This is a genomic window from Aeromonas sp. MR19 (assembly GCF_963899305.1).
Lineage (GTDB): Bacteria > Pseudomonadota > Gammaproteobacteria > Enterobacterales > Aeromonadaceae > Aeromonas > Aeromonas bestiarum.
The window spans coordinates 122,188-140,717 of record NZ_CAWQWZ010000011.1; the positions used below are offsets into that span (position 1 = coordinate 122,188).

General features: G+C 65.8%; 10 protein-coding genes. 2 read left to right on the top strand and 8 right to left on the bottom strand.

Annotated elements, in window-relative coordinates; translation table 11 throughout:
* Positions 1–31: 31 nt before the first annotated feature.
* A complete protein-coding gene (gene amoD, locus AACQ95_RS06315; RefSeq protein WP_241278076.1) occupies positions 32–757 on the bottom strand; it encodes an amonabactin biosynthesis phosphopantetheinyl transferase AmoD in 726 nt (241 codons plus the stop codon).
* A 159-nt stretch (positions 758–916) separates the two neighbouring features.
* On the opposite strand from amoD, the gene AACQ95_RS06320 reads away from it, so the two are divergent.
* Positions 917–1,861: an amonabactin ABC transporter substrate-binding protein gene (locus AACQ95_RS06320; RefSeq protein WP_241278077.1), complete on the top strand. Its 945-nt coding sequence runs from the start codon at positions 917–919 to the stop codon at positions 1,859–1,861.
* A 211-nt stretch (positions 1,862–2,072) separates the two neighbouring features.
* Here AACQ95_RS06320 and AACQ95_RS06325 read toward each other — a convergent pair whose 3' ends face one another.
* Genes AACQ95_RS06325 through AACQ95_RS06355 form a run of 7 tightly spaced genes read right to left on the bottom strand, consistent with a single transcriptional unit; the run spans position 2,073 to position 17,571 of the window.
* Positions 2,073–3,608, bottom strand: a complete 1,536-nt coding sequence (locus AACQ95_RS06325; RefSeq protein WP_339357887.1) for an amino acid adenylation domain-containing protein — start codon at positions 3,606–3,608, stop codon at positions 2,073–2,075.
* Positions 3,605–9,922, bottom strand: coding sequence for a non-ribosomal peptide synthetase (locus AACQ95_RS06330; RefSeq protein WP_241278078.1), 6,318 nt, complete (start codon positions 9,920–9,922; stop codon positions 3,605–3,607). The genes AACQ95_RS06325 and AACQ95_RS06330 overlap by 4 nt, the downstream gene beginning before the upstream one ends.
* 21 nt (positions 9,923–9,943) lie before the next feature.
* Entirely contained in the window at positions 9,944–10,693 is a 750-nt protein-coding gene (gene dhbA, locus AACQ95_RS06335) for a 2,3-dihydro-2,3-dihydroxybenzoate dehydrogenase (RefSeq protein ID WP_241278654.1), read from the bottom strand.
* Between the two features lie 29 nt (positions 10,694–10,722).
* Positions 10,723–13,812 carry an amonabactin biosynthesis non-ribosomal peptide synthetase AmoF gene (amoF, locus tag AACQ95_RS06340; protein ID WP_241278079.1) on the bottom strand — a complete coding sequence of 1,030 codons (3,090 nt, stop codon included), beginning with the start codon at positions 13,810–13,812 and terminating at the stop codon, positions 10,723–10,725.
* Entirely contained in the window at positions 13,809–14,720 is a 912-nt protein-coding gene (locus AACQ95_RS06345) for an isochorismatase family protein (protein WP_241278080.1), read from the bottom strand. The genes amoF and AACQ95_RS06345 overlap by 4 nt, the downstream gene beginning before the upstream one ends.
* 23 nt (positions 14,721–14,743) lie before the next feature.
* A complete protein-coding gene (locus AACQ95_RS06350) occupies positions 14,744–16,411 on the bottom strand; it encodes a (2,3-dihydroxybenzoyl)adenylate synthase (RefSeq protein ID WP_241278081.1) in 1,668 nt (555 codons plus the stop codon).
* On the bottom strand, positions 16,408–17,571 hold the full coding sequence (locus AACQ95_RS06355; protein ID WP_241278082.1) for an isochorismate synthase: 1,164 nt from the start codon (positions 17,569–17,571) through the stop codon (positions 16,408–16,410). Before AACQ95_RS06355 ends, AACQ95_RS06350 begins: the two co-directional genes overlap by 4 nt.
* Before the next feature lie 325 nt (positions 17,572–17,896).
* On the opposite strand from AACQ95_RS06355, the gene AACQ95_RS06360 reads away from it, so the two are divergent.
* On the top strand, positions 17,897–18,448 hold the full coding sequence (locus tag AACQ95_RS06360) for a lipoprotein (RefSeq protein ID WP_241278083.1): 552 nt from the start codon (positions 17,897–17,899) through the stop codon (positions 18,446–18,448).
* Positions 18,449–18,530: the final 82 nt, after the last annotated feature.

The following is an 18,530-nucleotide window of genomic DNA, read 5'->3' on the forward strand; positions in this document are numbered from 1 at the left end:
TATCCCATGACACCGAGCGGCAGAGGCACGTTCAGAGCAGAAGCGTGGTCAGCACGCCCCCCGGCAAGCGTTGCCAGTGCAGAGTCGCACGCCAACCGGCAGGCAGAGCCGGGGTCAGCGCGCTTTTTAGTTCGAGGGTGAGGGTCTGCTCCGTCATGGCCAGCCAGCGGGCATCGAGAAAGTCAAAATAGCGCCCCACCCTGGGGTAGAGCGTCTTGAACAGGCTCTCCTTGGCGGAAAACACCAGGGTCAATCCCAGAGCCGGACCGAGCGGACAGCGCTGCAGCCGCGCCCACTCCTCATCATCCACGATGCCGGGCCAGAGCTCGCTCGCCTGCCCATCCTCCAGCCAGGCCTCCAGATCCAGCCCCATACCAGCCTGACCCGGACGTACCGCACACAGGGCCATGCCGCGCCCCTGCAACAGGCTGTGGCTGATGCTGCCCTCAAACCCCGCAGGCCAGCGCGGCTCGCGGGCCGATCCTATGGCCACCACATGATCACTCAGCCCAAATCGGTGCAGGGCCTGGCGCGCCGCCAACCGGCCGGCCAGAAACTCCCCCAGCCGCTTGGGGGCCGCGCGCTGCAAACTGGCGGGCAACAGGATCCCGGCCTGCTCATAGCAAGCCGGGGTGAAAGCGGCGGGATCGAAGCAGATCCGCTGCAGCGCAAGTTCCGCAAAACCGGGCAGCGGCAGGCCGTCGGCCTGCAGGATAAAACGGTCCAGTGAACAGGCTGGCGCAGTGGCAATGAACATCACAAAGAGACCTTGGTTCGAGAGCTGCCATGGTAACAAATCACCCAGTCCAAACACCACAAACGCAAATGACAATTTTTATCATTTGAATTTGTGATAGCATAAGGCCGCCCGTTTGGGGCCCGGTTTTTCGCTGATTTCACCAAGAAGGATGTAACGATGAAGATCTCCTCCCCCCTGGCCGCCGCGCTCATGCTGGCCAGCCTGGTCGGTTTTCAGGCCCAGGCCGGCACAGAGACCCGTCAGGTGACCGATGCCGATGGCAAGACCCAGGTCGTGCCCGCCCAGCCCAAGCGGGTGGTGGTGCTGAGCGAAATCGATCTGGATACGGCCCTGACCCTGGGACTGCAGCCGGTCGGCACGGTCAACGGTCGCGGCCAGGGCACATTGCCCCGTTACCTGCTGACCAAAGCGGGCAAGGATATCGCCGTGGTCGGCGATCTGGACAACCCCAATCTGGAGCGACTGATCGATCTGGAGCCAGATCTCATCCTGACCGGCCAGACCAAACCCGAGCTGCTGACCCTGCTGCAAGAGATAGCCCCCACAGTGGTCACCGGCAACTGGGGGGATTCCTGGAAGGAGATCTTCAATCGCAGCGCCCACGTGCTAAACCGGGATGCCGAGGGCAAGGCCTTCCTCGCCCAGTATGACGCCCGCCTGCAGGAGGCCCGCAGCAAGCTCGCCAAGCATCAGGGCGAGCGCCTGAGCATAGTGCGCTGGAACCCGAAGGGCCCGAGCTACATGCACGGCGGCACCTTCGCCAGCAGCGTGGTGGAAGAGATGGGGCTGGCCCGTCCGACCCACCAGATCGGTGACAAGACCCCCCACTCCCCGGCCCTGAGCCTGGAGTCCCTCAACCTGCTGGACGGTGACTGGCTGGTGATAGGCACACTGAGCGCCAGCGGCGATGCGGTGGATGCCATGAAGCAGGCTGAGCAGACTCCGGCCTTCCAGCAACTGAACGCCATCAAGGGCAAGCGCTTTGGCGCCGTGGACGGCTCGCTGTGGACCTCCACCGGCGGCCCCCAGGCGGCCCTGCGGGTGATCGACGATGTGGAGCTGCTGATGAGCAAGCCAGATGCCGCCCCCATCACCCGTTAATGCCGTCACACAGGCATAAAAAAAGCCCGCATCATGCGGGCTTTTGTTTGGCTGGCAAACTGGTGTTGCCGACAAGGACAGGATCCTCGGAGAGATCCGGCCTGCCGCTCGCGGGAGAGGCCTGCAAGCGACAACTCACCAGTAGATTTGAGTTTCAAAGCATATGTGATCTATGAAAATCAGATCTGGCAGTTTACCACCCCACCACCATTCACTCAGGCAGCGGCAACGCCTTTCTATCTAATTTCCCGCTGCCAGTCTTGGGCAGGGCCTCCAGCAGCATGAGGCGCGCCGGCACCATGTAGTGGGGCAGGCTGGCCTGCAGGCCCTTGCGCAGGGCCAGCCGGTTCAGGGTTATCCCGGCCTTGGCCTCCACATAGCCCACCAGCATGGCCTCGTCCCCCTCGCCGAAGAGCCGCACCGCCGCCTCCTGCACCCCGGGCTGGCGGCGAAGGCCGGCCTCCACCTCGCCGAGTTCGATGCGAAAACCGCGCAATTTGATCTGATCGTCGCGCCGCCCGAGATAGAGGAAACTGTCGCTGCCGAGCCTGCGCACCCGATCGCCGGTGCGATAGAGGCGATGAGTGCCCAGCCGCAAGAAAGCGGCCGCCGTCAGGGCAGGCTTGCGCCAGTAGCCCTCGCACAGGGCCGGACTCTCGATGCAGAGCTCTCCCTCCTCCCCCTCGCTCACCGGCCGCCCCTCGGCGTCCAGCACCCAGTGCCGGTAGCCCGGCAGGCTGTGGCCAACGGTGATCCGTCCCCCAACCGGCGGCATGCGCACCTCGCTCACCAGGGACCAGACGGTGGCCTCGGTCGGACCGTAGCAGTTCCACAGCCGCCGGGTGCGGCCGCACAGCTGCTCGGCAAGCCCGAGATCCAGCGCCTCGCCGCCGCACAGGGCGGTGAGGCTGTCACTGCCCTGCCAACCCGCCTTGAGCAGCATGCGCCAGCAGGCCGGGGTCGCCTGCATCCAGTCGATGGACGAGTCCGCCGCCAGCAGTGCCAGCATCCCCAGGGGATCCTTATTGTGCCGATTGCCCGCCACCGTCAGCCGGCCACCGCTCCAGAGCGGCCCCAGCATCTCCAGCAAGGAGATGTCGAAGGCCGGGGTGGTGATAAAGAGCCAGTGGCAAGCCGGGGTCAGACCCAACCGTTCACGGATCCCGTCGAGGAAGCAGAGCAGGGCGCGCCGACTGATGACTACCCCCTTGGGCTCGCCGGTGGAGCCCGAGGTGAACATCATGTAGGCCGCCAGGGCGTCGTCCACCTGGGGACAGGAGGCCGCCCCGCTTCTCACAGGGCCAGATCCAGAGCCAACCAGCTCGGCGAGGGCCCGCAGCGGGCAACCAAAGTCCGGCACCGCCTGCCCACGGTCGCAGATCACCGCCGACAGCCGTGCCTGACGGGCGATGCCCTGCAGGCGCTCCACCGGGAAATCCGGCTCGAGGGGCACGAAGCAGAGCCCGAGGCGTAGACAGGCGAGCAGGCTGGCCACCAGATCCGGCGTGCGATCCAGATAGAGACCGACCCGCTCCCCCACCGCCAGCCCTTGCAGGCTGGCGGCGATCTGATCGACCCGGCGTTGCAGATCCGCGTAGGTGAGCCAATGACCTTCCATGCCAATGGCGGGGGCCAGCGGCGTGCCGCCGAGCAACCCGGCCAGCCGGGCACTCAGCCCCACCCGCTGCGGGGAATGGGACGGGGCCCCCCCCGCCTCCTTTGTTGCAATCGATGTAGCGACCGTCATAGCACCTCCTCGGGCAGCCGTTCCAGCCAGTAATGGTAGAGGGCACAGGGCGCCCCGTGCGCCTTGAGATCCCGCAGCGTCAGCGGGCGGTGATCCCCGGCGAACGCTTGATTGAGAGCCGCCAGCAGGGCGAGCTGTTGCACCGAGTCCGCCCCGAGCGCTGCCAGCGGCTGCTGCCAGCGCGCGGCCTCGCCACAGTGCTGCTGCCACAGGGCCAGCAGGCGGCGAGCGGCAGTATGGGCGGGACACGCCTCCTGTCCCGACGGGATCTGTACCGGCACGGGGGCCTGGATCCTGTCCACCCCCGTCAGGCGGGCAGGCTCGGTCAGGGGGGCCTGCGCCAGCCACGCCAGCTCCGCCAGCCACTGCGCCAATACCCTCTGTGCCCCTTCCCGCGCTATCAGCTCACCGTCGTATTCGAGGCGCAGGTTGAGCTGGCCGCCGCGGGCGTTGACCACGAGCGACAAGGGCAACTCCACCTTCTCCACCACGGCGCCAAACTGCGGCACCAGCTGATGGGGCTCCGGCGTCTCGGGCCGCGCCGGCATGGGGTAGTTCTCGAACACGAACAGGCTCTGGAACAGGCGCGGGCCACCCCGGGTCAGGGCCGCCAGGGACTGGGTGCCGTGCTCATTGAGCGCCAGCGAGTCCCGCTGCAGCAAGGCGATATGCTGCTCCAGGGTCGCCTCGCTGCGCCAATCCAGGGCGAGCGGCAGGCTGTTGATATAGAGCCCGACGCTCTGGGTGATCCCCTCGATGGGGAAGTCCCGGCCCGGGGTCACGTTGCCCACCAGGGTTATCTCGTCGCCGCACTGGCGGGCGAGCAAGCGATGCCAGGCGTACTGGGCCAACAGGCCCGCGGTCACCCCAAGCGCCCGGGCCCGTGCTTCCAATTGTCCGGACAAGGCCGGCGCCAGCGTCTCGCCGCAGACTTCGGGCCTGTGCTGGGTCAGGTGTGGCTCCAGCGCCACCCCGAACAGCCTGGCGAGATCGTTGGGCCGCGCCAGCAGCTCGGCGCGTCCCTGCCAGTAGGCGGCGCTGGTGGCCGTTTCGCTGGCGATATGGCGACCGAAGGCGAGCCAGGCGGTATCCGGTGTCGCTTCTGGTACCTGACCCTGCTTCAGCGATTGGTAGTGTCTATGCAGGGAGCCCAGCAGCACGGGGCCGCTCCAGCCATCGAGCACGGCGTGGTGAGCGCTCAGGATCACCTTGTGGTGATCGGGGGCCAGTGTGAAGCAGGCGATCCGCAGCAGCGGCGCCTTGTCCAGTGCAATGGGGTGGGCCAGATCCTGTTGGCGATAGGCCTCGATGCGGGCATCCGCCCCCGCCACGCCGGACAAGTCCTCGTGGTGGAACGGCAGCTCGGCGTGGCGCAGTATGCGCTGCAACGCCACGCCCTCCTCCATCAACAGGGCGGCTCTGAGCACGGGCCAGCGGGCGAGCTGGGCCTGCCAGGCAGCGCGATAGACTGCCACATCCAGGTTTTGCCGATAGCTTATCTCGGTCTGCAGGTGATAGGCCGTATCATGGGGTGCCAGCGCCCTGTGATAGAGCATGCTCTGCTGCAAGGAGGTCATGGGCAGCAGGGTCTCCACCTCGCCGCCAGCCTGTTCTGCGTCCAGCACCCTGTCCAGGGTGGATTGGGACAGCGCCAGCCCCGGGAAGTCGCTCGGGGTGCGGCGTGGCTTGACTTGCGCGCAGCAGGCGTTCACCAGGGCCTCGATATTGGCCGCGAGGGCCGCCATCAGGGCGTCGCTCGCCTCTTGATTGAGGGCGCCGACCTGGCGCAGGGTGAGACAACCGCCGTAGACGCCGCCGTGCAGGCTGATGAGCTCCCGCGGTAAGTTTTCCGGTGCCGAGGGTTGGCCCGGCACCACCGGTAGCGGCTGCCAGGGAGCCGGCGTGCCTCTGTGGGAGACCCCCAGGTAGTTGAAGACGATGGCGGAATGAGGCAGCTCACCACCATTGGGATGGTGCAGGCGCAGGGCGTTGAAGCCTACTCCCTTGTCCGGCACGGCCCGCAGCCGCTCCTTGGTGTCGCAGACGAGATCGCTCCAGGACGCGCTATCGGCCAGCGCCAGCGGATAGGTGCTGGTGAACCAGCCCAGGGTACGGCTCACATCCAGTTGCGGGGCTCTGGTGTCAGAATCAATGACTTTCGCATCGATGGCTTCACGGCCGTGCCCTTCCAGCATCACGCACTGTTTGGCGCCGTAACCGAGTTCGCTCAACGTGCGGGTCAGCGCGGCCAGCAACAGATCCGGCACCTGGGTGAGATGGGCCTGGTTGGCCTCATCGATGAGACGAGCCGTGATCCGCTCATCCAGACGCAACAGGCTGGCGGCGGCGCGGCCATCCGGGGCGCGCTTCGCCTCCAGCAAGCCTTGCTCGCAGCCTTCCCCCTGCCCCAGCCAGAACGCCAGCTGCGCGGCTTCGCGGGCCGCATAAGCGGCAAGCCCCTCTCCCCATTGGCGGTAGCTGCTGCCCTTGGCGGGCAAGGCTCGGCCCTCGGCGAGACGGGCCAGATCCTCGGCCAGGATGCGCCAGGAGACAGCATCTATGACCAGGTGGTGGAAGGCGATGAAGAGCCCCTCTACGGGGTCGGCATCCGCCTCGCTCGCGAGATTGCGCAGCCGGGCCCAGGCCAGGGTCTGGCCGTGCTCGGGCGCAAGCCCCCCCTGCCACTGGGTCAGGCAAACCTGCAGCTCGGCCTCATCCAGCCCGGCCGCGTCCAGCACCTGCAGAGGCGGCAGCGCCAGCTCGGGCAGATAACGCTGACCGGCCGGGGTGACCGCGAGGCGCAGGGCGTCGTGGTGACCGAGCAGGGTGCTCATCCAACCCATCAGGACATCGTCGTCGATGCCGGCGGGCAGGCGCAGTATCACCCCCTGGTTCCAGTGACCGGGCTTGGTAAAGCCCTGCTCGAAGAACCAGTGCTGAATGGGGTGCAGGGGGAATTCCCCTTCCAGGATCCCCTGCTCAGTCTGGTGGCTGACCGTCTGCTGCTGACCGAGCCGGCGGCAGAGGCGGCGCACCGTCTTGGCCTCGAACACGTCTTTCACGCTGCAGTGCAGGCCGGCGTCCCGCAGCCTGGTGGTGAGCTGGATGCTGAGGATGGAATCGCCCCCCAAGCGGAAGAAGTCATCCTCCACCCCGAGGGGTTGTTTCAGCACCCCCTGCCAGATGGCGAGCACTGTCTGCTCCAGCTCGCTCTGTGGCTCGGCCTTGCTCTCCTGCCAATGGATGGCGGGCAGGCGGCGCAGGTCCAGCTTGCCGTTGGGGGTCAGCGGCATCTCGGGCAGCCAACAGAGCTTCACCGGCACCATGTATTCCGGCAGCTGTTCGCCGGCCCGTTGCAGCAGGGCCTCGGCATCCGGCTCGGTCGCGCCGGCTTGCAGGCTGGCGTAAGCGAGCAATCGGCCCTCTTGTACCACCACCTTGATCTGGCGGATGGCCGGTTCGAGTGCCGCAATCTGGGTCTCTATCTCGCCGGGTTCGATGCGATAGCCCCGCAGTTTTATCTGCTCATCGAGGCGGCCCAGGTAGTTGATGTTGCCATCCCGGCGCAACAGCGCCCTGTCCCCGGAGCGATAGAGGCGATAAGTGCGACCATCCGTGTCTGCATCAAGAGTCAGCTCGACGAAGGCCTCCTGGGTGCGCTCCGGCAGATTGAGGTAGCCACGGGCCAGGCCGAGGCCGGCCAGGCAGAGCTCGCCCGGCACTCCCACCGGGCAGGGGTTGCCCGCTTCGTCCAAGATCAGCGCTTTTAAATTGCTGATGGGCTGACCTATGGTGATGGGCGCACCCGGCACCAGCCGCGCACAGAGCGCCGTCACCGTGCACTCGGTCGGGCCGTACATGTTATAGAGCGCCACCCTGTCGCCCCAACGATCCACCAGGCTGCTCGGGCAGGCTTCGCCGCCAAAGCCGATGGCTTTGAGGTAGCCGAGATCCGTCGGCGGCAGCAGGTTGGCGAGCAGGGCGGTCGGCAAAATCATATGGCTGGCGCCCCTGGCGATGGCAGCGGCGATCACCCCCTCCCCCGGCTCGCCGAAGTGCAGGGCCGCGCCGCACGAGAGCGGCAGCAGGGCCGTCATGTTGCCCGCATCGAACGACAAGGACATGCAGTTAAACATGGTCCCACTGTGATCAAGCGCGATCCGCGCCCCGTGATCCGCCATCAGGTTGACCAGACTGCCCTGCTCTACCATGACCCCCTTGGGCAGGCCGGTAGATCCCGAGGTGTAGATGATCTGGGCCAGCATGGTGGGCTCGCGGACCACAGCCGGAGCCTGTGCCGGCGAGTCCAGCGCCAGTCGGTGCAGGTTCTGATGGTGCAGGTTCTGATAACGAGCCTGGCGGTTGGCGGCCACCAGCGGCAGGGCCTCCGCCAGTCGTTCGTCCTGCTCTCCCCCCAGCACCAGGCTGATGGCGGCGTCGCCGAGGATATGAGCCAGCCGCTCGGCGGGATAGGCGGGATCGAGCGGCACATAGGCCGCCCCCGCCTTCCAGCAGGCGAGCAAGGCGATGACGAAGGCGACATCCCGTTTGGCCTGGATGCCGATGGCGGCGCCCGGGGTCACCCCTTGCGCCAGCAGCCAGTGGGCCAGCCGGTTGGCCTGATCTTCCAGCTCGCCATAGCTCAAGGCGCGCTCATCGTCGGTCACGGCGAGGGCGGCGGGATGAGTTACCGCCTGGCACTCGAACTGGCAGAGCAGTGTGTCCCGGCTCGGGTAGTCGCTCGGCAGGCTGGCGAGCTCGGCGGCCAGCGCCGCCTTGTCCATCCCCGCCTCCAGGGGCAACTGCCAGATGTCGGTGTCGGGGGCGGCCACCACGGCGCGCATCAGGTGCAGCAGGCGATCTGCATAGGCTTCGATGGTGGCACGCTCGAACAGGGCGGTGGCAAACAGCCAGTCCACCCGCACCGAGTCCATCAACTCGGTCACCTTGACCGAGATGTCGGTCTTGGCGGGCAGCACGGGGGAGGTCTCCTCCACCAGCTGGCAGCCGGGGATGAGATCGTTGAAATCCACTTTGGCCTGATACACCAGCATGATCTGGAAGATGGGGTTGATGGCGGTAGTGCGATCCGCGCCTATGGCCTCGGCCAGCGCCTCGAACCGATAGAGTTGATGGTCAAAGGCAGCGAGATCTTCTTCCCGACACTGTTGCAGGTAGTCGACGAAGCTCGGCCGCCCCTCCAGCCGTGTTCTCAGCACGAGCGTGTTGACGAAGAAGCCCACCAGAGACTCTATCTCGTGGCGTTCGCGGTAGGCGAGCGGGGTGCCGATGACGACCTCCTTCTCCCCGCTCTGGCGCACCATCAGCAGGGCGAACAGGGCGTGCAGACCGATGAAGTTGGAGGTGCTGTGACGCTGGCACAGGCGCTTGAAGCTGTCCCACAGATCGTTGTCTATGGTGGAGAAGACCAGTTCGCCGCCGCTGCCTTGATGGGCCGGGCGCGGCTTGTCGAGCGGCAGGCCGTGCACCTCGGGGCTGCCACCCAGCCTGTCCACCCAGAACGGCTTGAACTCGGCGTGATAGTCGAGGAAGTGCGGCGAGTTGAACCAGTGGGCGTAGTCGAGGTAGTTGAGCGGCAGCTCGGCCACGCTCAAGGGCGCACGGTTCTGATGGGCCAGGAAGGCACGCTTCAAGTCCGCGAACATGTTCTTGACCGACCAGCCATCGGAGATGATGTGGTGCTGGGTGATCAGCAGCACATGCTCATGGCTCCCGAGCCGGATGAGGTGCACCCGGCTCAAGTCCCCCTTGGTCAGGGAGAAGGGGCGGCCTATCTCTTCGCGCACCCGCTTGGCCACATAAGCTTCGCGCTCGGCAATGGACTCTGCACTCACATCCTCTATCTGCAGCTTGAACGGCTGATGGGGCAGGATCTCCTGGGCCCCCCTGCCTGCCTCGTCCTTGACGAAGCGGGTGCGCATGCTGGGGTGGCGGGCAAACAGGTGATCGAAGGCAAATTCCAGGGCGGCGGTGTCGAGATCTCCCTTGACCCGAAAATAGACCGGCATGTTGTAGAGGTGGGAGGCCTCCTCGTACTGCTCGATAAACCAGAGCCCGCTCTGGGACGACGAGAGCGGCCCCTGCAGGGCGCCCTGGGCGACGATAGGCGCCTCGAAGGCGGCACGGGCTGCCAGGCAGCGCACCAGCTCATCCTTGTGGGCCTTGATGGTGGCGCCGATGGCGGGGGTCACCGCCTCCTTGCTCGACTGGGAGATCAGCTGGCCCTTGTCGTTCAGGGCCAGCTTGACTCCCTGGCGCTCCAGCTGCTGGAGCAACGCAATCATGTTGTTCATAAGTTATCTCAGCCTCTTGGATCAGGCGCTCAGGGTGGCGCCGCCATCGACAACCAGATCCTGCAGCGTGATATGGCTGGCCAGGCTCGAGGCCAGGAAGAGGACGGTATTGGCGATCTCGCGGGGGGTGGCGATCTTGTTCAGTGGGATGCCGAGTTTGAACTGGGCAGGCAGCCCGGCTATGGTGCGGGCCATGGCCCCTTCATCGGGCAGCATGCCGCGCAGCATGGGGGTATCCGTCGAGCCCGGCGACACCAGGTTGACCCGTACGCCGAAGGGGGCCAGCTCCAGCCCCACCGTCTGGGTCAGGCTGGTGACCGCCGCCTTGGAGGCGCAGTAGGCCGCCATCTGCATTCGCGGCACATGGGCCGCGTTGGAACCTATGGTGACGATGGCGCCGCACCGCTGCCCCTTGAAGTGGGGCACCAGGGCCCGCAGCAGATAGAAGACGCCGGTGGCGTTGACCGCGAGGCAGTCGTGCCAGTCGTCATCGCTCAGGGCTTCGGTGGGGCCGAGGCGCAAGACCCCGGCCCCGTTCACCAGCACATCCAGCCCGCCATCCGCCAACAGTTGCTCACAGCAGGCATTGACCGCCCCTGAGTCGCGAATATCGAGCAGCCGCGTAGCATAGGGGTAGTCGGCCTCGGGAAACGCCAGATCCAGCCCCACCACGGCGGCGCCGGCGGCCACGAACTGCTCGGCCACCTCGCGGCCGATACCGCGCCCAGCCCCGGTCACCCAGACCCGCTTGCCACTGAAATCAAACGCCATTTTTTGCTGCTCCTTCGTCATCTTGCTCATCACCAGACCATCTCCACGCTCTCTTCGTCTTCGGTCAGCTTGCCGTCGAGGAAACGGCAGAAGTCGTTGAGACGAGGGTGGTCGAAGACATCGGAGACCTTCACCTGCACCCCGAACTCGGCGCCGAGCCGGTTCACTATCTGTATGGTCTGCAGGGACTGGCCCCCCAGCTCGAAGAAGTTGTCCGCGGGCGCCATGGTGGCCAGCCCCAGGATCTGCTGCCAGATAGCGCCAACCCGGTTCTCGGTCTCGCTGCCGAGGGTCAGGGCTTCCCCACCCGCCTGGTATTGGGCCAGCAGCCCCTTGCGATCCAGCTTGTTGGAGCCGGTGCGGGGCAGTTGATCAAAGTGGCGATAGTCGGTGGGGATCATGGCGGCAGGCAGCACCTTGGCCAGTTGCACCTTGATGACTCGGCTGTCGCGCTCGGACCCGGCAACGAAGGCTACCAGCCGGCGCACGCTGCCAATGCTCACCCCCTGCACGCAGGCCTCGTCCACCCCGGGCAGGGCCAGCAGTTGGGCCTCCACCTCGCCGGGCTGAATGCGGTAGCCGCTTATCTTGAACTCGTTGTCACGCCGGCCCAGATAGACCAGACGACCGGCCATTAAGCGCACCCGATCGCCGGTGCGATAGACGGGCAGCTCCTGCGCGCCGACCCTCAGGGTGCCGAAGCTGCCTTGCACGCCACCCACGTAGCCGTTGGCGAGCTGTGGGCCGAGCAGCACCAGCTCCCCCTCCTCGGCGGGTTGCTCCCCCGCCCCCAGGATCAGTGCCTGCATGCCGGGCAGCGGCAGGCCTATGGGCAGCTGGGCCTGAGTCGGGTCTTCCCCTTGCAGCTCCTGAGTGGTGACCACCACAGTGGTCTCGGTCGGGCCATAGGTGTTGAACAGGCGCAGATCGGCGCGCCCCTGACGCTGCCACTGGGCCAACTGCTCGGGGTAGACAGCCTCGCCGCCTATGATGACGGTGGCCAGATTGGCCGGGATATGGGCCTGGCCGGCGCCGAGAGACACCACCCACTCGTTCCAGAAGGCGGTGGGCAGATCGAGATGGGTGATCCCCAGCGCCTCCACCCCGGCCACGAAGGCGGGAATGGATTCGAGCAGGGCGTCGGTGCGCAGCACCAGGGTCGCGCCGGCGCTCAGGGTGGCGAACACCTCCTCTATGCTGGCGTCGAAGTTGAAGGGGGCGAATTGCAGCATCCGCGCCTCCTCATCCAGGTGATAGCGGCAACGGGCGGCGGCGGCGAAGTGATCCAGCGCCCCGTGACTGACCGCCACCCCCTTGGGAAGACCGGTCGAGCCCGAGGTGAACATCAGGTAGGCGACGGCGCGACCGGCGGCCGGCTGGTTGAGCCGATCGCCGCTCACCAGATCCCCCGCCAGCAGGGTGTGACCCTCAAACAGGCTGGCCAGCTTGTGACGATACTCGGCCTGGGTGATCAGGGTCTTCACCTCCCCCAGCCGCAGTATGTGGCCCTGACGCTCCAGCGGCTGCTCGGGATCGAGCGGCACATAGACGGCGCCCGCCAGCAGCACCGCCAGTTGGGTGAAGATGGCCTGGGGGGTGCGGGCCAGCATGACGCCGACCCTGTCCCCCGGCTGCACGCCGGCGGTCTGCAGGGCCGCCGCCATCTGCTCGCAGCGGGTCAGCAGCGCCTCGTAGCTGAAGCGGCTCTCCCCTTGTATCAAGGCAATCTTGTGCGGGGTCTGAGCTGCGAAGTGGCAGAGCGCATCCAGTACCGGGCGCACCTTGATCATTTCATGGGCGGGGCCGGCGATCAGGGCGCTGGCTCGCTGCTCGGCCAGCCAGTCGGCCTTGAGGGTGCCCAGAGTCAGGGTGGGCTCGGCCAGCCAGCGCCCCAGCAGGGCGAACAGGGTATCGGCGATGGCCGCCAGATCGGCCTGCTGGTAGCAACCGGGGTTGGCGTCCAGATCCAGTCTGGGCTGACCGTCGGCGCCGACCTGCACCTCTATGGTGAGATCCTCCACAGGGCCGGCACTGATGTTGAGAATATGGGCCGATAGCGGCCCGAAGCGGCGAGCGTGATCGAACGGCATGATGTTGACCAGAGGGCCAAACAGGCGCTTGTCGCCCCCCACCAGCCCAAGGTCGCGGCGCAGCAGCTCGTAGCGATAGTGCTGATGCTTGCGCACCCCGCGCTTGGCCTTGGCCACGGCGCCGGCGGCCCCCGCCAGATCCAGCTCTTCACCAAGCGCGAGAGCCAGGGGGGTGATGTTCATCTGCATGCAGGGCACGGTCAGGGAGGCCGAGCCGATGCGGTTCATCATCATCAGGCCAAACAGGGTCTTTTCCTGACCGCTGGCAAGGGAGAGCTGGGCCGAGAGGCCGGCCAGCAGCAGATCGGGCCAGCCCAGCTTGTGCTCGTCGGCAAAACCGGTCAGGGATTGCCACAGCGCCGCCGGCAGCGGGCGACTCTCGCGAATAAATTCGGCGGCGATGGGGGCGCGGGCCTCGCCAAAGGATTTCACCTCGGGCCAGGCCTGCAATTGCTCCTGCCAGAAGCTGCGGGCGGCGGCGTTCTTGCCGCTCTCCTCGCGGGCCAGCTCTTCGGCCAGCACCTCGTCCAGCAGGCCAAACGGCGATGGCGACGGCACAGCCTCTGCCAGCCCTTCGCCATAGAGTTCGGCGATGCGCTGGAACAGCAAGGTGGTGCCAAAGCCATCCAACGCTATGTGGTGCACGCAGCTGTAGAGGTAATCCCGGCCGGGGCCGCGCAGCAGGGCGAAGCGGCAGGGTGCTTCTTTGGTCAACTCGAACGGACGGCGCAGATCGGCCCAGGCCCAGGCGCGGGCGGCAGCCTCGTCGTCACTCGCAAGGTTCACCTCGCCATAGGCGAGCTGTGCCTCGTCCGAAACGAAGCAGACCGCCTCCCCATCCTCTTCGAAGTGGCCCTTGAGCGCCTCGCACTCACCCACAGCCCGGGTGAGCGCAGCCACCAGCACGGCCGCATCGACCTTGCCATCGAAGGCGATGCACTCGGCGGTGTTGAACATCGCCTTGTCATCGTTGAGCAGATGACCGGACCAGAGCCCCTGCTGGGGTATGGTCAAGGGGAAGCGGCTCATTGGACCACCTCCAGAGTTTTTTGCTCGGCCATCTTCTTCTCGATCAGGCGCCACCAGCCGTTGAGGGTCGGCAGCCTGGCCAAGTCCACGAAGCCCAGCTCCACCCCGGCGGCGCGCCATTCGGTGAGCAGGGACATGATGCGCACCGAATCCAGGCCGTAGTCGATCAGGTTCTCGTCCGCATCGAACTCTGCTTCATCCTCGTCGATGTGGCTCAGCAGCCGCGCCTTGAGCCCCTCATACGTCAGCAACGGATTGCTCTGGGCGGCAGAAGCAGAAACCGGGGCGAGCGCCAGCACCTCCTCGCAGGGGATCACCTTGCCGCAGCGGGTCGCCACGTAGTCCAGCGCCATCTGGTGATCGGCCAGGGAGAAGTCCGCCACCCCGTCCGCCAGGAAGAAGGGCTGGATGTCGCGCATGAAGGCGTCACAGGCGGTCATCATGCAGCCGATGTGGCCGTAGATGCCGCCTATGATGAGCTGATCCCGCCCCAGACCTTTAAGCATCTGTTCCAGCTCGGAGCGCTGGAAAGCGCTGTAGCGCCACTTGACCAGCACAATATCGTCACGCTCCGGACGCAGCGCTGCCACCACCTGTTGCAACTCGGGGCTCTTGTTCAGACCCGGGCCCCACATGTCATTGAGCAGGGCTCTGTCCTCGGGGGATTGATCCTTGGGCTGGGCGGTGTAGAAGACCGGAATGCCGAGGGCCTTGCACTGCTTGCGCACGGCGGCCAGGCGCTCGGTGAGCGCCGCGATCAGCGGGCTGTTCTCGCCATAGAAGGCGGTGAAGTACTCCTGCATGTCGTGGATCAGCAGGGCGGCGCGTTTGGGATCCAGGGTCCAGTCGACCTTGTTGGCCTTCCACTGGCTGGGCATGGCGTAATTGTTCAGGGTTGGGATAGCCATAACGTCATGATTCCTTTTTAGTTTTAAGCTGTTTTAAGGGGATTGCCGGCGATGGCGTGCGCAATGCGCGCCCGCAGCCCCTGCTTGTCTATCTTGCCCACCGCCGTCATGGGCAGGGCATCCAGGGTTTCGAAACGGTCGGGCAGCTTGAAGTCCGCCACCCCGCGCTCGCGCAGAAACTTGCGCAAGGCCAGCGGCTTCAAGGCGGGATCCGTGCTGACGATGAAGGCGCAGCTCTTCTCCCCCATGGCGCTGTCGGGCATGGAGACCAGGGCTGCATGGGTGATGGCCGGGTGGTGCAGCAGCTGGTTTTCCACCTCTTCCGCCGCTATCTTCTCGCCGCCTCTGTTGATCTGATCCTTCTGTCGCCCGACCACGGTGAGGTAACCATCGGCATCCTGTACCACCAGATCGCCGGAGCAGTAGAAGCCTTCGGCATCGAACACCCGGGCGTTGTGGGCCGGGCTCTGGTAGTAACCGCGGAAGGTATAGGGGCCGCGGGTGTGCAGGGCGCCAGGCTCGCCGGGGGCGACCGGCTTGCCCGCCTCATCCAGGATGCGCACCTCGTCGTCCGGGCTCATGGGGCGGCCCTGGGTGTGGATTATCTTGTCATCGCTATCGTCCAGCCGGGTGTAGTTGACCAGACCTTCGGCCATGCCGAACACCTGTTGCAGCCGGCAGCCGAGCAGCGGGGTGATCTTGCGCGCCACCGCCTCGGCCAGCTTGGCGCCGCCCACCTGCAGCAAGGCCAGGCTCTCGAGCTGACGGCGCACGGACGGATCCGCCTCGGCCGCCTGCAACCAGAGGGAGACGGCCGGCGGCACCAAAGAGGTGAGGTTGACCTGGTGGCGGGCTATCAGCGGGAAGCAGCTCATGGGGCCGGGATCCGGCGCCAGCACCACGGCACCACCCGCCTCGAACACCCCCAGGGCACCCGGGGAGCTCAGGGGGAAGTTGTGGGGCGCCGGCAGGGCGCACAGATAGCGGGTGTGGGGCCCCAAGTCACAGATCTCATTGCTGCGGCGCACGCTGTAGAGATAGTCGTCGTGAGTGCGGGGAATGAGCTTGGGAGTGCCAGTGCTGCCGCCGGAGAGCTGGAAGAAGGCCACCTCGTCCGCCGGACTCGGGCCATAGGCGGGGACGGCCAATCCTTCGGTCTTTGCCAGATCACTCAGCCAATGGGTCAGCCCCAGTTCCCCGCTCTCGCCATCGAGCAACACCAGCTCGGCGCCTATGCCTCGCAGCAGGCCACTGTGGCGATCCCCGTTGGCAAACAGCGCATGGGCGAGCGAGCCGATAAAGAGCCTGGGCCGGATCTGCTCGGCGTAAGAGGCCAGCTCCAGCCGGTTGTGGCTAAAGAGGGCATTGACCGGCGCTATGCCCGCTTTGAGCAGAGCGAAGAACACCAGATAGAATTCGGCCACATTGGGGAGCTGCACCAGGGCGGTATCCCCCACCCCCAGGCCATGGCGGGCGAGCCGCCCGGCCAATCGGCTCGAGGCGGCGTCCAGCTCGCCATAACTGAAGCTGCGCTCGCCGCAGAGGATGGCGTCGGCATCCGGCGCCAGTTCGCACTGGCGGTGCAGCATGGCGGTCAGCGGCTCGCCACGCCAATAGCCCTTGGCTCGGTATTGATCCGCCAGCTCTGCGGGCCAGCGGGTATAGGGCAGGAAGCGGTTGGGCTGAGTCATTGCGCCACCTCCGGACTCAGGCCCAGGGCTTTGAGCATGGTGCCGAGCTTGGTGCCGGTCTCGGCCCACTCCATGGCGGGATCCGAGCCTGCCACTATGCCGGCGCCGGCAAACAGCTCCACTTGATGGCCATCGAGCACGCCGCAGCGGATCACCACGGCCCACTCGCCATTGCCCTGACTGTCGCACCAGCCGACGATGCCGCTGAACAGGGCGCGCCGGAAGGGCTCCTGCTCGAGGATGAACTGGCGCGCCAGATCTGTGGGGTAACCGCACAGGGCCGGGGTCGGATGCAGCTGACAGGCCAGGGAGAGCACAGAAGCCTGACCCGGATGCAGCTGGCCGGCGATGGGGGTGCCCAGATGCCAGAGGGTATCCGTGCTCATCAGGGTGGGATTGGCGGGAATGGCCAGCTCGCGGCAGTGCGGTGTCAGCACCCGGCGGATCTCGTCGATCACCAAACGGTGTTCATGCTGATCCTTGCGGGAGGCCAGCAGATCCTGGGCCACCTGCCGGTCCTGCGCCGGCTCGCCACCGCGCTTGGCAGAGCCCGCCAGCGGGTGGGTGAAGACCTCGCCCCCGCTGACCCGCAACAGCAGCTCGGGGCTGGCACCGAGCAGACGGCGATCTTGCCCGAGCGGCAGAGAGAAGTGAAAGGCATGGGGATTCTGGCTCATCAGCCGGGCCAGCACCTGCTCGGGATCGGCGGGCTTGTGCAGCGTGAGGATCAGCTTGCGCGACAGCACTACCTTGGCGAGGTGACCCTGGGCGAAGGCATCCAGCGCCGAGCTGACCGAGGTCTTGAATTCGGCCGCCGCCGGCGTGCTCTGCACCGAGATGACCTGGTTGGCCTCGGCGGCACGCTCCGCCGCAAGCGCTCGCTCTCCCCGCTCATAACGGCCGGGCACATAGAGGCAGGAGGCGTCGGCCGGGTCGAAGGCGAAGGCACCGATCAGCAGCGGATTGGCTTGCCCTGCGGCCTCGGCCGCCGCCAGCGCCCTGGCTATCTGTCGCTCCAGCAAGGGCCATTCGCAGGCGGGGGTGGTGATAGGCTGGCCCAGATCGTAGGCGCTGATCGTGCCCTGACCTGAGGTAAACAAGAAATCGGGCGGAGACGCAGCCTGGGCAGGTGCGCTATTTTCCATCACAAGAGTATCCACGTTACACCCTCAAACATGATTCAAAATGATAATGATTATCAATTTGTATTTGTGCGGCGGTAAAATACTCGCTTTGAAATCACCCGGTCAATGGGATTTTTATATCGATAAAACTGGAACTTATCTGTGGATATTGGGCAAACCGCGCCACTGGCGGCCTGCCATGCCAGGCACCGAAGGGGTTACTCGTATGAAGACGCAGCCCACACCCCATATGAGGCTGCGACAAAAACGGCAGCTGTGTGCCCAGACTGGCAGCCAGGGGCATTTCCCCCTAAGATGGCGCCATCTTTCTGATCACTTATCTCAACTCACGGAACTGTCGATGTTAAAGCACCTGCTTCTGCTTCCCCTCAGCCTGCTGCTGGCAGCCTGTTCGCTCACCCAGTACAACGTCAGCGAAGGCGAAATCAACCAATACCTCAAAGAGAGGGTCGCCTTCGAGAAACAGCTGGGGATCCCCGGCATCATGTCGAGCAAGATCCGCCTGGACGAGATGCAGAGCCGCATCGGCCGCGCCCGCGCCGATCGGGTCGAGCTGGATGCGGCCGGTGATCTGCAGGTCAGCAGCCCCCTTGGCAGCCAGCAGATGAAGATCCGCTTATCTCTCAGCGCCCGCCCCGACTATGTGGCCGAGCAGGGCGCCATCTACCTGCGTGACCTCGAACTCATCTCGGTCAAGACGGAGCCGGCCGACGTGGGCGCCGCCCTCACCCCCCTGCTGCCCACCTTCAACCAGTCGCTCTCGCTGTTCCTCTCCCAGACCCCCGTCTATCGGCTGGATGGCAGTCGCAAGAACGAAGCCAGGATCAAGGAGAAGGTCGAGGCGCTCAAGGTGGAACCGGGCCGACTGGTCATCCCCTTCAAGCTGCTGTGACCCTCAGGCCGCGCCCCTCTTCTCTTCAACTCCAGGGGCGCGGTTTTTTCTTCTCAAGCTCCCCCCTTTGCCTCATAATGCA

Bases quoted from the DNA above. Each gene is read 5' to 3' on its own strand.
- AACQ95_RS06360 (WP_241278083.1), top strand. From the start codon at position 17,897: ATGTTAAAGCACCTGCTTCTGCTTCCCCTCAGCCTGCTGCTGGCAGCC.
- AACQ95_RS06325 (WP_339357887.1), bottom strand. From the start codon at position 3,608: ATGACGGTCGCTACATCGATTGCAACAAAGGAGGCGGGGGGGGCCCCG.
- AACQ95_RS06345 (WP_241278080.1), bottom strand. From the start codon at position 14,720: ATGGCTATCCCAACCCTGAACAATTACGCCATGCCCAGCCAGTGGAAG.
- amoD (WP_241278076.1), bottom strand. From the start codon at position 757: ATGTTCATTGCCACTGCGCCAGCCTGTTCACTGGACCGTTTTATCCTG.
- amoF (WP_241278079.1), bottom strand. From the start codon at position 13,812: ATGAGCCGCTTCCCCTTGACCATACCCCAGCAGGGGCTCTGGTCCGGT.
- AACQ95_RS06350 (WP_241278081.1), bottom strand. From the start codon at position 16,411: ATGACTCAGCCCAACCGCTTCCTGCCCTATACCCGCTGGCCCGCAGAG.
- AACQ95_RS06320 (WP_241278077.1), top strand. From the start codon at position 917: ATGAAGATCTCCTCCCCCCTGGCCGCCGCGCTCATGCTGGCCAGCCTG.
- dhbA (WP_241278654.1), bottom strand. From the start codon at position 10,693: ATGGCGTTTGATTTCAGTGGCAAGCGGGTCTGGGTGACCGGGGCTGGG.
- AACQ95_RS06330 (WP_241278078.1), bottom strand. From the start codon at position 9,922: ATGAACAACATGATTGCGTTGCTCCAGCAGCTGGAGCGCCAGGGAGTC.